Origin of the sequence: Congregibacter sp. (assembly GCF_965660375.1) — a bacterium.
In the GTDB taxonomy this organism is placed as follows: domain Bacteria; phylum Pseudomonadota; class Gammaproteobacteria; order Pseudomonadales; family Halieaceae; genus Congregibacter.
Map to the genome: position 1 here is coordinate 117076 of NZ_CBFHZO010000118.1, position 14555 is coordinate 131630.

8 protein-coding genes are annotated in these 14555 nt (G+C 58.1%); 6 read left to right on the forward strand and 2 right to left on the reverse strand.

Annotated features, from left to right (window positions below):
- The first annotated feature begins 1 nt into the window (after nt 1).
- The 3 genes from dnaE to ACTG3T_RS12215 all read left to right on the forward strand — a co-directional run bounded on the left by dnaE (nt 2) and on the right by ACTG3T_RS12215 (nt 5496).
- Nucleotides 2-3508 carry a DNA polymerase III subunit alpha gene (dnaE, locus tag ACTG3T_RS12205; protein WP_439102549.1) on the forward strand — a complete coding sequence of 1169 codons (3507 nt, stop codon included), beginning with the start codon at nt 2-4 and terminating at the stop codon, nt 3506-3508.
- On the forward strand, nt 3505-3828 hold the full coding sequence (locus tag ACTG3T_RS12210; RefSeq protein ID WP_439102550.1) for a DUF1244 domain-containing protein: 324 nt from the start codon (nt 3505-3507) through the stop codon (nt 3826-3828). Before dnaE ends, ACTG3T_RS12210 begins: the two co-directional genes overlap by 4 nt.
- Before the next feature lie 135 nt (nt 3829-3963).
- Complete coding sequence (locus ACTG3T_RS12215) at nt 3964-5496, forward strand: arylsulfatase (protein ID WP_439102551.1); 1533 nt, start codon at nt 3964-3966, stop codon at nt 5494-5496.
- 56 nt (nt 5497-5552) lie between these two features.
- Here the strand turns inward: ACTG3T_RS12215 and ACTG3T_RS12220 are convergent, their stop codons facing one another.
- Together ACTG3T_RS12220 and ACTG3T_RS12225 are read right to left on the reverse strand one after the other, a co-directional pair.
- On the reverse strand, nt 5553-8684 hold the full coding sequence (locus ACTG3T_RS12220; RefSeq protein WP_439102552.1) for an efflux RND transporter permease subunit: 3132 nt from the start codon (nt 8682-8684) through the stop codon (nt 5553-5555).
- Between the two features lie 2 nt (nt 8685-8686).
- Nucleotides 8687-9865 carry an efflux RND transporter periplasmic adaptor subunit gene (locus ACTG3T_RS12225; RefSeq protein WP_439102553.1) on the reverse strand — a complete coding sequence of 393 codons (1179 nt, stop codon included), beginning with the start codon at nt 9863-9865 and terminating at the stop codon, nt 8687-8689.
- Between the two features lie 429 nt (nt 9866-10294).
- Here ACTG3T_RS12225 and ACTG3T_RS12230 point away from each other — a divergent pair, with 429 nt between their 5' ends.
- From ACTG3T_RS12230 to ACTG3T_RS12240, 3 genes are all read left to right on the forward strand, one after another.
- Complete coding sequence (locus ACTG3T_RS12230) at nt 10295-11494, forward strand: CaiB/BaiF CoA transferase family protein (protein ID WP_439102554.1); 1200 nt, start codon at nt 10295-10297, stop codon at nt 11492-11494.
- Nucleotides 11491-12390 carry a hydroxymethylglutaryl-CoA lyase gene (locus ACTG3T_RS12235; protein WP_439102555.1) on the forward strand — a complete coding sequence of 300 codons (900 nt, stop codon included), beginning with the start codon at nt 11491-11493 and terminating at the stop codon, nt 12388-12390. Before ACTG3T_RS12230 ends, ACTG3T_RS12235 begins: the two co-directional genes overlap by 4 nt.
- Nucleotides 12391-12469: 79 nt before the next feature.
- On the forward strand, nt 12470-14554 hold the full coding sequence (locus ACTG3T_RS12240; RefSeq protein ID WP_439102556.1) for a hydantoinase/oxoprolinase family protein: 2085 nt from the start codon (nt 12470-12472) through the stop codon (nt 14552-14554).
- Nucleotide 14555 lies beyond the last annotated feature (1 nt).

Here is a 14555-nt window from a genome sequence, read left to right on the forward strand (position 1 = left end):
CTTGTCGGATTTTGTTCATTTACGAGTACACAGCGAATATTCCCTCAGCGATGGTCTTGTGAGGATCAAGGCCCTCGCACAACGTACGGCAGAGCTCGGCATGCCGGCGATTGCCGTTACTGACGTGTGCAATTTTTACGGTCTTATCAAGTTTCATAAAGCGGCCGTAAGCGCAGGGATCAAGCCTATCTTTGGAGCCGATGTGTGGGTAACGGAATCCCTCAAATCCGATGAGGCACACCCACTGTGTTTACTGGTGATGAACTCCACGGGCTACCTCAATCTGACGCGTCTTCTGTCCCGGGCCTATCGGGAGGGGCAGACCCATGAGGGCCCAAGGGTACTGTGGGAGTGGCTTGCGGAGGGCGCGGAAGGCCTGCTGGCCTTGTCCTGTGGAGCCGCCGGGGAGGTTGGCCAGGCACTGGTGAACGACAAAACCGACTTGGCCAAGCAGCGTCTGGAACGCTGTCTGAATCTTTTTCCCGGTCGCTTCTATCTCGAACTGCAGCGCACGGGGCGGGTCGGTGACGAGGAACACGTGCACGCGGCGCTTGCCCTCGCGGAGCACTACAGCTGTCCGGTGGTGGCCAGCAACGACGTGCGTTTTATTGACGCCAGCGAATTTGAGGCCCACGAAGCAAGGGTTTGCATTGCCGAAAGCCGGGTGCTGGATGACCCCCGCCGGCAGCGGCGCTACAGCGAAGAGCAGTATCTGCGCAGCGCCGAAGAAATGCAGGAACTCTTCGAGGATATTCCCGAGGCCCTGGAAAACACCGTCGCCATTGCCCGACGCTGCTCCATGGAAATTGAGCTGGGGCGCGTGTGTTTACCGGATTATCCGGTGCCCGAGGGCATGACCATGGATGCCTACTTTCGCGAGCTGTCTCATCGGGGCCTGGATGAGCGTCTGAAAACACTGCAGATTCATCAGCGGGAAAACGCAGAGGCGCTGGAGCAGGACTACCGTGCCCGTCTGGACTTTGAGCTGGACACGATCATCGATATGGGATTCCCCGGCTACTTTCTGATCGTTATGGATTTCATCCGCTGGGCCAAGGAACGGGGCATTCCCGTAGGCCCGGGCCGAGGTTCCGGTGCGGGTTCTCTGGTTGCCTACTGCCTGTCCATTACCGACCTCGATCCCATGGAATATGAGTTGCTCTTCGAGCGATTTTTGAATCCCGAGCGGGTCTCCATGCCTGACTTCGATGTTGATTTTTGCATGGAGCGAAGAGACGAGGTCATCGATTACGTCGCTGAGACCTATGGCCGCGAGGCGGTCTCCCAGATCATCACCTTCGGTACCCTGGCCGCAAAAGCGGTGGTTCGCGATGTCGCAAGAGTGCAGGGCAAGTCCTACGGGCTCGGCGACAGATTGTCCAAAATGATTCCCTTTGAAGTGGGGATGACGCTGGAAAAAGCTCTGGAGCAGGAAGAGAGCCTGCAGCAGTTTCTTCGCGATGATGGCGAAGCCCAGGAAATCTGGGACATGGCGGTACAGCTCGAGGGTGTAACGCGAAACGTCGGTAAGCACGCGGGGGGTGTTGTCATCGCGCCCTCGGAGCTCACGGACTTTTCAGCGCTGTATTGCGATGACGAGGGCGCAGGCCTGGTCACCCAGTTCGACAAGAATGATGTGGAAGACGCAGGTCTTGTTAAGTTCGACTTTCTGGGGCTTCGCACCCTGACCATCATCGACTGGGCCCAGGGGATGATCAACGAAATACGCGCCCGGAACAATGAGGCGCCGCTGGATATCAATCAGATACCCCTGGATGATCCGGCATCCTTTGACCTCCTGCGATCGGCGGAAACCACCGCGGTATTCCAGCTGGAATCCCGGGGTATGAAGGAGTTGATCGCCCGCCTGAGGCCGGATTGTTTCGAGGACATTATCGCGCTCGTTGCCCTTTACCGCCCGGGACCTCTGCAGTCGGGAATGGTGGACAACTTTATCGATCGCAAGCACGGTCGTGAGAAGGTCTCCTACCCCGATGCGGATTATCAGCACGAGCTTTTACAACCGGTGCTGGAGCCTACCTACGGCATCATTCTGTATCAGGAGCAGGTGATGCAGATAGCGCAAATTCTGGCGGGCTACACCCTCGGTGGTGCTGATCTGCTGCGCCGTGCCATGGGTAAAAAGAAACCCGAAGAAATGGCCAAGCAGCGCTCGGTGTTTGCAGCGGGAGCGGCGTCCAAGGGCGTCGATGCTGATTTGGCCACAAAGATTTTTGACCTTGTGGAAAAGTTCGCCGGCTACGGATTCAACAAATCCCACTCTGCCGCCTACGCCCTGGTGTCCTATCAGACGGCCTGGCTCAAGGCGCATCATCCCGCCGCGTTTATGGCAGCGGTGATGAGTTCGGAACTGGATAACACCGACAAGATTGTGGTGTTTATCGAGGAGTGCCGACGCATGGGGCTCACGGTGCGCCTGCCGGACGTGAACGAAGGCCGCTACATGTTTACCGTTAGCGAGGCTGGGGAAATCGTCTACGGTCTGGGTGCGATCAAAGGCCTGGGAGAGGGGCCGGTCTCGGGACTCCTTGAGAGTCGTGAAGCTCAGGGACCTTTCCGCGATCTCTTTGATTTCTGTGCCCGGACGGACCCGCGCAAGCTCAACCGCAAAGCCCTGGAGGCCCTGGTGCGCAGCGGCGCCTTTGATTCCCTGGGCACGGAACGCTGGGTTCTCCTCGCGGGTATTGATGATGCCCTGCGCGCTGCGGAGCAGAATGCGGCAAACCGAGACGCGGGTATGGTCGATCTCTTTGGTGAAACCGTCGAGGCGAGCCAGGAGCAGGGTGACCCCTATGGCTCCCTGCGTCACGTTCGTCCCTGGACAGACCGGGAGCGTCTCCAGGGGGAGCGTGACACCCTGGGTTTATATGTGACCGGTCATCCTATCGACGGCTGCGAAGAAGAGCTGCGTCGCTTTGCCCCCCAGCGTTTGGCAGACCTGCGCACCGACAGTCGTGGAAACTGTCGCGTAGCGGGCTTGATTCTCAGCATGCGGGCCATGAAAAGCGCCCGGGGTGCGATGGCGGTGTTTGTGTTGGACGACCGCAGTGCACGCCTGGAGGCCACTGCTTTTTCCGAGGTTTATCAGCAGTATCGGGAGCTGCTGGTAAAAGATCAGATTGTCATTGCGGAGGGCCGCCTCTCGCAGGATGACCGCAGCGGGGCCACGGTCATGCGCGTGTCAGCGCTGCACAGCCTCGCTGAGGAACGTGCCCGTCTGGCTTCGGGTCTGACCCTTCATGTGGACGCCGCCGAGGTGACTGACAAATTTCGGGATTTTCTTCGTGAGCTTTTGGCCACGGCCCCGGGAGCATGCCCCGTGAGGCTTCGCTATCACCAGGGTCGGCAGAGCGCATCGCTGATGCTGGGTCAGCAGTGGCGGGTATCGCCCAGCGAAGAACTCCTCGAGGAATTGCGAAGGGAGCTTGGAGGGGATAGGGTTAAACTTGCTTTTGATCAACAGTTAACCGCGGGAGAACAGCATTGAGCGACGCACAGAACGCCCCTTTGAATGACGATGAGAGTTTGCGAAACGATGTGGAGGCCGCCGTGTTTCGTCGGCTCCTCAAGCATCTGGATGAGCACAAGGAGGTGCAGAATATCGAACTCATGAACCTTGCTAGTTTCTGCAGGAATTGCTTGTCCAAGTGGTATGTTGCTGCGGCGGAAGAGCGAGGAGTCAGCGTGGACTACGAGGCGGCCCGGGAACGGGTTTATGGCATGCCCTACGGAAATTGGAAGAGCCAGCACCAGAAGGAAGCGACCGCCGAGCAACTGGCGCAGTTTCAGGCGCAGCAACAGCAGTAAGCAAATTTCGTGAGGCCAGGGCAGCGACGGTAGAGCGGCTGTTGTCCTGGTAATCTAATAAAAAAGGAAGTTGTTATGAAAGGTGCTATGAAAGATGCTGTGAAAAGTGTCATGGAAAGCGCTAGGAGACGCGTCATGGGGATTACAACCAAGTTCCGAACCTTGTTGGGGGCAGCGGCTTTCGCCGGCGTTGCCATCACCGGTCAGGCCGCAGATGAGCCTAATATCCTGGTTATCTGGGGTGACGATATCGGGATCACCAACATCAGCGCCTACGGTGACGGCATCATGGGCTACCGCACGCCGAACATCGATCGCATTGCGGATGAGGGAGTGCGCTTTACCGACTATTACGGCGATCAGAGCTGCACCGCGGGACGCTCAAGCTTCATCACCGGACAGTCGCCGCTACGCACGGGTCTGTCTAAGGTCGGTCAGCCGGGTGCTGAGCTGGGGCTCCAGGACCGGGACATCACTATCGCGGAGGTGCTTAAAACCAAAGGCTATGCCACGGGGCAGTTCGGTAAAAATCATCTGGGCGACAAGGACAAGTTCCTTCCCACCAATCATGGCTTCGATGAGTTCTACGGCAACCTGTATCACCTGAACGCGGAGGAGGAGCCCGAGGATGAGGACTATCCCCAGGAGGCCTGGTTTCAGCAACGCTTCAGTCCCCGGGGGGTAATTCATTCTTACGCCGACGGTCGCATCGAAGATACGGGGCCTCTTACACGCAAACGTATGGAGACCGCGGACGAGGAGTTTGTCGACGCCGCCAGCACATTCATTGATAAAAGTGTGGCAGAGGACAAACCATTTTTTGTCTGGGTCAATACCACCGGTATGCATTTCAGGACGCACCGGGCTGACAAGCACAAGGGTAAGTCCGGCCAGGGTTTTTACAATGACGTCATGGTGGCGCACGACGAGCTCGTAGGGTCGCTGCTGGATCAGCTCGACAAGCTGGGTATTGCAGAAAACACCCTTGTTTTCTACTCCACGGATAACGGTGTCCACTTCAACACCTGGCCCGATGCGGGGGTTACGCCGTTTCGCAGTGAAAAGAACTCCAACTGGGAGGGAGCCTACCGGGTGCCGGCCATGGTCCGATGGCCGGCCAAAATCTCCTCAGGTCAGGTGTCTACTGAGATTATGTCGCATCTTGACTGGATGCCCACCCTCGCTGCGGCCGCCGGTGAGTCGCAGCTCAAGCAAGAGCTGTTGGAGGGTAAACGTGTAGGCAACAAGAATGCGACCCTGCATCTGGATGGCTACAATTTTCTCCCGTATCTCACGGGCGAAGCGGAGAAAGGCCCCCGCAAGAGCTTTATCTATATCAATGATATTGGTGCTCCCGTTGCCGTGCGCTTCGGCGACTGGAAGTCGGTCTACGCCGAGAATCGGGCGAAGACCCTGGCATTGTGGGCGGAGCCTTTTGTAACGCTGCGACTACCGAAACTGTTTCACCTCCGTCGGGACCCTTTTGAGCGCGCGGATCACAACTCCAATACCTATTGGGACTGGTATGTGGATAAAGCTGCCCAGATGTACATGGGAGGTGCTGTGATGCAGCAGTTCCTGATGACTTTCGAGAAATACCCGCCGAGTCAGCGTGCGGACTCCTGGGGGATTGATAAGCTTACCGAGGCTTATTTAAAGTTTGAGTAAGGTAGTTCTGAAGCACAAAAAAACCGCGCCTCGCAGCGCGGTTTTTTTGTTCCAAATCAGGAGCCGCTATCGGTGATTGCCGACGGGTTTCCTCCCGGCCAGAAACGCTGGCGGGCAATGCCCATCGCTTTTGCCACGTCTTCACCTATGAGATAGAGCGATGGTACCAGGAGCAGGGTAACAAAGAGCGCAAACAATACGCCGAAGGACAGGGATAGCACGGCGGGCTTGAGAAACTGTGCGTTGGTGCTGCGCTCCGCCATGATGGGGATGAGACCCACGAAGGTGGTAACTGTGGTCAGAAGGATTGGCCGAAAGCGGTTCACTCCGGCCTCTACCACCGCATCGAAGGTATCGCGGCCTCTCTCTCGCAAGCGGCCTATGTAGTCCACCAGCACAAGGTTGTCATTGACCACGACGCCGGCGGCAGCACCGATACCGAAGTAGGAGAAGAGTGCGAGAGGAGTCGCAAAAATCAGGTGACCGAAGATCGCGCCCATAAAGCCGAAGGGGATCGCAGTCATTATCAGCAGGGGTAGCCAGTAGGAGCGGAATGCGATGGCTATGAGTGCATACATGGCAAACAGCGCGATGGCGTAAAGCGACGTGATTTCACCGATAAACTGATCTTCTTCTTCCTGAGCTCCCCCCTTGAGGATCACCAGCCCTGGATACTCGGCCTGCAGTTCCTGAAGGTAATTATCATCGATGTCCCGTTTGATATCGCTGATAAGGTCCTGCTCAAGATCTGCCCGGACATACACTACGCGATTGCCATCGCGCCGCTGGATTCGCTGTACACCGCCCTGGAGCTCCACATCGGCGATGGCGAAAAGGGGCACCTCTCGGCCATCGGCGGTACGCACCCGGAAATCATTGAGACTGGACAGGGTGCGCCTGGCTTCCGTGGGGTAGCGGACCATCACTTTTACATCGCCATTGGCACGGGGAAGGCGCTGCACCTCTTCCCCGAAATAGGCCTGGCGGACCTGACGGGAGACGTCGGCGAGGCGGATGCCCAGTGTCTCTGCGCCGGGTTTGAGACTGAGCACAATCTCGTCGGTCTCGCCCTGCTGGCTGTCACGGACATCGAGCACCCCGTTATAGCTGCTGATCTTTGTCTGCAGTTCTTTCGACGCTGCAGTGAGTGCTTCGCCATCACGATGTCGGAGTAAATAGGTGATGTCCGCACCGTTATCGTTAAGTGTGTAATTCACTTGTATCTCATCGGCATCTGGAATGTCGCCAACCAGGGCTCGCAAGCGTTCGGCTGTTTCCCGGGCCGACAAATCCCGAACTTCCGGTGGTGCAAGTTTCACGATGGCAATCACGCTGTCGCGACGAGAGCGGGTATACCAGCCCTCAATGAGTTGTCCCGTGCCTTCGCCGGTAGTACGCGCAGCTTCGTCCACTTCCTCTACCAGTGAGCGCTCTGCTGCCTGGAGCTGATCAAGGACGCTGAGGGCGCGTTCGTAGGAAGTGCCCGGGGGCAGTTTTACATCCACGACAATTTGCGAGCTTTCTACCTGGGGCATGAAGTAAAACTTTACCCAGCCGGTGCTGAAGAGGCCTATGGCGATCATAAAAGCGCCCACAAATGCACTGGCCGTCAGATAGCGTCGCTCTAGCGCCCAGCGCAGAATCGGCTGGTAAACCCGCTGCGCGAAGTTCGAGATGCTGTGCTCGATTTTCTGCTGGCGCAGCGCCAGTCCCTTCAGATCTTTGCGATGCGACAGGTCGCGGAGGTGTGAGGGGAGTATGAAGAAGGCCTCGATCAACGAGATGGTCAGCGCAGCGGTGATGACGATAGACAGCTGACGGGTCACCTGAGCCGCTTCGCCAGACACAAAAAGCCAGGGCGCGAAGGCGATCATGGTGGTGAGTACAGCGAAGATTACCGGCCTGGACACGGCAAAGGCGCCCTGTACAGCAGCCTCACTGCCGCCGCCCATTTCATGGGCGTGGTGATGAATGCTTTCGCCCACCACAATTGCATCGTCTACCACGATACCCAGCACCAGCAAAAAAGCAAAGGTGGACATCACGTTCAGGGAAACATCGTTGATGGGGAGTATGGAAAAAGTGCCGAGAAATGCCACGCCGATGCCGGCAGTCACCCAGAGGGCGACCCGGGGTCGCAAGGTCAGGATGAGCACCAGAAAGACCAGAGCCAGACCAAGATAGGAGGACTTCCCGATAAGCTCCATGCGTTCACTGTAGATATCTGCCGTATCAAACCACATGGACAGCTCGATACCCTTGGGAAGACTATTGCGCCGCTCCTCCATCCAGGCATGCACGGCCTCACTGGCTTTCACCACCTGCATGTTGTCAGTGCTCTGCACCTGCAGTAACACCGCTGGTTGACCGTTCATGGTGGCGAGGATTTCATTGTCCTCAAAGCCATCGATCACCCGTGCCACGTCACCGACTCTGATGGTGCCGCCGTCAGCATTTTGGCGAACAATAATCCGAGAGAAGTCCTGCTCAGTGTCCGCCAGGTTGCGAGCGCGAATCTGTACGTCACCGGTGGCGGTGCGTACCTGCCCTGAGGAGAGGTTGATGGAGCTGGCACGGATCGCAGCGGCGACCTCTGCAAAAGACAGGGCATACTGCCGCAGACTGGCCTCGGAGAGCTCAATGGTGACCTCTTCCCGACGGGTGCCGAAAAGCTCGATGGTCGACACCCAGGGGAGGGTGGCAACCTCGCGGCGCAGATCTTCAGAAAGACGCGTCAGCTCCCGTTCACTGACATCACCGTGGACCGCAACCCGCAGCATTTCCTGTTTGAACTGGCTGCGCCGTACGCGGGGATTCTCAATGTCCCGAGGTAGGGAGGTGACCGAATCCACGGCATTCTTCACGTCATTGAGAAAACCGTTAATGTCTACGCCCGGGAAAGTAGAGACGGTGATCTCAGCCATGCTCTCCACGGCCGTGGAATAAATGTGGTTGATTTGATCGAGATCTTTGAGCCTGTCCTCGATGCGCGAGATGATTTGCTCTTCCACTTCCTGGGGCGCTGCGCCGGGCCAGATGACCTCGATATTGGCCTGGTAGGGCTTTACCTGGGGGAACGCCTCCCGCTCCATGGAGATAAAACCGATGAGTCCGGCCAGCAAAATGCCGACCATGAGCAGGTTCGAGGCGACGGGGTTGTGTACCCACCAGGAGATAAGGCGTTCCATAATCAGTCTTCCCGGGCCGCGAACCGGCGCTCATCGATGGTCGACAATGCCATGCCTGAAATGGGATTTCGGAGAGCGGAAACCACGAGGCGCTCCCCGGGGCGAAGGCCTTTACTGATGATCGCGTACTCGGAGCTGCTGTGGGCGACTTCCGCAGTGCGAATGTCCAGCAGTCCGCTGGAGTCCACAACGAACAGCTGATTGCCCGGACGGAGGCCCTTACTGGGTATGCGTACGGTTTTCTCAAGGCTTCGTCCCACGACCTCTGCCTCGACAAACAGTCCCACGGCGAGAGGCATACCCTCCTCAGACCGCCCAAGACCGTAGGGGTCTTCCACCTCTGCGGTGGCGTAGATCAGGCGGGTGCCCGGATCCACCGCGGCGTCTATGCGCCGCAGGTGACCGGTCCAGTGTTGGGTGGTACCCGCGACGTCGGCAGTGAACGCTACCTTGGGTGCAGCATCCACAGCTGCGGCAAAACCGATGGGTAAACCCAGCGCCGAAAGCTGACGATTGTTCAGCGGCAGGCGAACCTGCACGCGGTCCGTGGAAAATACCTCGGCCAGCATCGAGCCCTTGGTAATCACCTCGCCGATATGCACACTCGTGCTTGCGACCCGGCCCTCGAAGGGCAGGCGGATATTCGTGCGCTCCAGGTTCAGTCTGGCCAGTTCCAGTGCGGCAAGCGCCGCTTCCCGGCGGGCTTTTGCTTCGGCAATTTGCGGTTTTTTGAGGGACAGGCTGGAGGCGTTTGGGATGTCGCGCAGTTGTTTTCGAGCTACGTCGGCGTCGGCGAGCGCCTGCTCTACGGAGAGCTCCGCCGCCGCCACCGCTGCCTCGGCTTCCCGCAGGGCGAGGCGATAATCGCTGTCATCTATTTTTAGCAGTACGGTCTCGGGATCAAAACGTCCTCCTTCGACGTACTCCGGTGAAACGGAGATAACACGTCCGCCCACCTGCGCTGTGAGATTAATCATAGTGCGGGCCCGAACTTCACCCTGAGTCTGCACATTCAGCACCGCATCACTGCGCTCTGCGAGATGGGTATAAACCGTTACCGGGCGAGGGGGCGCTTCGTCGGTCTGAGGCTCTGGCGCGGTCGCCTTGAGGAGCAAAACAACACCGACGGCGGTTGCGAGTACCAGTACGGGTCCGCTCAACTTCAGCAGTTTTGCCCTCATTATATTCCCCTGATGCAATGGTAAAAGATGCACTAGTTAAAAAGTGCAGTAGGTAAAAACGCGTGCACAGTATCTTGCGATAGCGAGGATCTGGCAACGCGGTCTATCGCTGTACGCCGTCGCTTGGTCGCAATGCCCGACCATCAAAGGTCTCGCACTATTTTTCAAAATGAAATACTGTTTCGTTTTAAATGAAATTTGCTGGCAACTGGACGCTTAGCTTAGCCCACGGAAGTGACGTTCGCGTACTTAACGCATTGAAAAATATGTGAATTCTCAATAACTCTGGTCTTTAGAGCGGTGTTGGACTAATTCTTGCGATAGAAGAATAGGAAAAGTGACAACAGCAAGTGGAAAGGTCGCAAGTGCTGCAAAGCAGCCGCGAACCTTGGGCGTGTACCACCGAAGAAGAACAAGAGGAGCGACCGTATGGCAAAACCCCTTCGAGGCGTAAGAGTGCTGGATCTCACGCACATGCTGTCGGGACCCTATGGCGCGATGATTCTTGCGGACCTGGGTGCCGAAACGATCAAGGTAGAGCCTCTCAAGGGTGAGGGGACGCGCAAGCTACTGGCGAGTGACCCCAGGAATTCGCTCAAGGGGCAGGGCGCCTATTACGTGACCCTGAACCGCAACAAACAGAGCGTAGCGCTGGACCTCAAGAGCGAGGCGGGCCTTGAAGTGTTTTACGATCTCGTTCGCAACAGCGACATCGTTGTGGAGAATTTTAGCGCCGGTGTTGCGGCGAAGTTGAAAATCGATTTTGCCCACCTGAAAGAAATCAATCCGCGCATCATCACCTGCTCCATATCGGGGTTCGGTTCCGGCGGCCCCAATTATCAGCGACCCGCCTTTGATCAGGTTGTACAGGCCATTGGTGGCGGCATGTCCATCACCGGGCAGGACGCGGGGCAGCCGACCCGGGCCGGCATCCCCATCGGTGATCTCGGGGGGGGCATGTTCGGCGTCATGGGTGTCCTCGCAGCGCTCTACGAGCGAGAGCAGAGTGGTATTGGTCAGCATGTCGATATCTCCATGCTTGATTGCCAGATTTCCATGCTCAATTACATGGCCACCATGTATTTTCTTTCCGGCGAGGTCCCCCATCCTATCGGCAACAGTCATTTTGTCCATGTGCCCTACAACAGCTATCCCACGGCCACCGGTCATATCATTATCGCGGTGATCTTCGATAGCTTCTGGGACAATCTTCTGGACGTCATTGACGAGCCGGCGTTTCGGGAAGAGAAGTATCGAACCCAGCCGGCGCGCCTGGCGGACAAGGAGTTTATCGACCGACGCCTGAGCGAGATTCTCATTACCCGGGACTCCGAGTACTGGCTTGAACGGCTTACAGAAAAACGCATTCCCTGCGCTCGCGTAAACACTCTCGATGAGGCACTGGCAGATGAGCAGGTACTGTCTAGAAACATGGTGGTGGAACTCAAGCATCCCGAGGGTGGAAGCACTCGTGGCCCGGGTAACCCCATCAAGCTTTCACGTACCGACGAGGAAAGCTTTTCTCCAGCGCCGCTCCTTGGACAGCATACGGAGACGGTTCTGAAAGACCTCCTTGGATACAGCGACGGTCAGCTGGCGGATCTGCGCCAGACGGGAGCCGTGGCATGAACGATCGCATCATCATTAACGAGGTAGGACCCCGCGACGGGCTGCAGAGTCAGGAGGGATCGCTGACTCTGGATCAGCGCTTTGCTTTTGTTGAGGCAGTGCTCGATGCCGGCATCCGGCATGTGGAGATGGGCAGTTTTGTATCACCCAAAGCGGTTCCGCAGATGGCCGGTACCGGAGATCTCGCGCGTCGGCTGGGACATCGTGAGGGTGTGGAGCTCAGTGCTCTGGTACCCAACATGAAAGGCTACGAACTGGCCCGTGATGCGGGGGTAGAAACCATGGCCGTGGTGGTGTCGGCCACGGAGACTATGAATCAGAAGAACATCAATCTGAGCATGGACCAGACCATGGAGGTGGCCCGGGCGGTGATTGACCGTGGCGATGGTGACGGCAATCGGGTGCAGGCCTACCTGGCGGTGGCCTTCGAGTGTCCCTTTGAGGGGCCGGTGGATCCGGGCTATGTCCGCAGCCTGGCGGCACAGCTCTTGGAGGCGGGCGCAACTGAGCTGGTCATCGCCGATACCATCGGCGCGGCCAACCCCGCACAGGTCAAAGCTTTGATGTCTGCCCTTTGTCAGGAGCACGACAGCGCACAGCTTGCCTGTCATTTTCATGACACCCGGGCTCTGGGTCTGGCCAACGTCTTCGCAGCGATGGAGAGTGGAATTCGGCGCTTTGACGCGTCTGTCGGCGGACTCGGTGGCTGTCCCTTTGCGCCAGGCGCAAAGGGCAATGTAGCGACGGAAGACGTGGTGATGATGTGTGAGCAAATGGGGTGTCCGACGGGGGTGGATATGTCGGCGCTTTTGGGCGTGGTGGATCTAGTGAGCGATATGCTCGGCCGGCCCCAGGGTGGAAGGGCACACTACTGGCTCAGTCGCAATGCGGCTTGAGTACGGTTCAGGTAGGTGACGATGGTCGGCGAGTCCGACAGCAAATTTTAACAGGCAGACAGTGGAAGAAGGACGAGGAATGAGTTACCGATTAGGCGTAGATGTAGGCGGAACCTTCACAGATTTTCTGCTGCTCAATGAAGAGAGCGGCGAAACTTTTACGGCGAAAGTTCCATCAACGCCGGAGGATTCGTCCATCGGTGTGCTCAACGGCATCGCGCGTATCTGCGAGGAGTCCGGTGTGGACCCCCGGGAAATAGAATTGGTGATGCACGGCACGACCGTTGCCACCAATGCGGTGCTCACCGGGCGGGGCGCTCGCGTAGGCCTGGTGACCACCGCCGGTTTTGAGGACACCTTGCAGGTTGCGAGGTCCTATTGCCCCGGGGGGCTCGGTGGCTGGGTCAGCTTTGTAAAAAGTCCGCTGCTGGCACCGCTGGAACTGACCATTGGTGCCACAGGACGCATCGCTGCCGACGGCGCGGTAGTGGAGCCCGTGGATGAGGATGCGCTGCGACGGGATCTTCAAACTCTGCGTGATCGCGGTGAAGTCGAAGCTCTCACCATCTGCCTCATCAACGCTTACATCAATTCAGAGCACGAGCGTCAGGTGGCCAAGATAGCGGCGGAGATTTTTGGCGACACGCCCATTTCAGTGTCCAGCGATGTCGTGCCAGAGATGCAGGAGTATGAGCGCACGGAAACCACTGTCGTTAACTCCTATGTGCGACCCGAGGTGGCGCGCTACGTCAACAATCTCCAGGGGGCCCTGGATGAGCGGCTTGGGGAAGGCGCGCAGCTCTCTATCTTGCGCTCAGACGGCGGCCTGGCTTCAGCGCGTGCCGCCGCGGATTCACCGGTGAATCTTCTGATGAGTGGACCTGCCGGCGGTGTGGCGGGTGCTATTTACTTCTGCGAGCGGGCGGGTTACCGGGATATTCTCACCTTTGACATGGGCGGCACCTCCACGGACGTGGCGTTGATTCAGGACGCTCGGGCGCGAGTTCGCCGGGAGACCATTGTGGGTGATGTGCGTGTCCGTGCGCCCTCCGTGGATGTGCGTACCGTGGGTGCCGGTGGCGGTTCCATCGCCTTCGTACCGGAATTGACCAAAGCCCTGCGCGTGGGGCCCGAGTCCGCGGGTGCGGTACCCGGTCCTGCCTGCTACATGAAGGGTGGTGAGGAGCCAACGGTCTGCGATGCTAACGTGGTCCTGGGTTATCTCCCTTCGGACGTACAGCTCGGCGGGAAGATGGACATCAACCGCGATGCCTCGGAAAAAGCGGTGCAGAAGGTTGCTGACGCCATGGGTATTGATCTCATGGAGGCGGCCGAAGGGATTATCAAGATCGTCAACGAATCCATGTTCGGTGCCCTGCGATTGGTATCGGTGGAGCAGGGCTATGACCCGCGGGATTTTGCCCTTGTGGGTTTTGGCGGCGCGGGTCCTCTCCATGCCAATGCGCTGGGGATTCTCACGGATGCCTGGCCGGTGATCGTCCCTCCCGGCCCCGGTGTGCTCTGCGCCTATGGTGACGCCACCACCCAGGTGCAGGACGAAGCGGCGCGGACTTATCTCATGATGGCCGGTGACCTTAGTGATGAGCAGATGCTCATTGACCTGCACGAACTGCGCGATCGCGCCGGGGAGTCCCTCCGCGCCGATGGCATACCGGACGACGAGCAGGAAGTATCTTACCAGGCCGATCTGCGCTACGCGGGACAGGCTTTCCAGATCACCGTGGATTTTGACGAGAAAGATTTGGTGGACAAAGGCGTGTCGCTGCTCACGGAAGCCTTTGATGCCGAGCATGAGCAGCTCTTCACCTTCAAGCTGGGTGACGGCCACGAAATACTCATGATTCGCGCTGTGGTGAAAGCGGCGGCGCGCAAGATTGCGGACAAGCGCATCGGCGTGAGCGAAAACTCTCTTGAGCAGTGCAAGATCCACGACAGCCGATTTTACTTTGAGGGGGCCTGGCATCCGGCGCCGATCTACGATCGCGGTGGCCTTCATGAAAGCCTGGATGTGGCAGGGCCCTGCGTCGTCGCCGAGATGGACTCCACGACCGTAGTCCTACCGGGCTACACAGCCAGGGTCGATGCCGTCGGTAACCTGTTAATCAATCCCAGCTCAAGCAAGTCTACAGAGGGAGGCGCCTGAT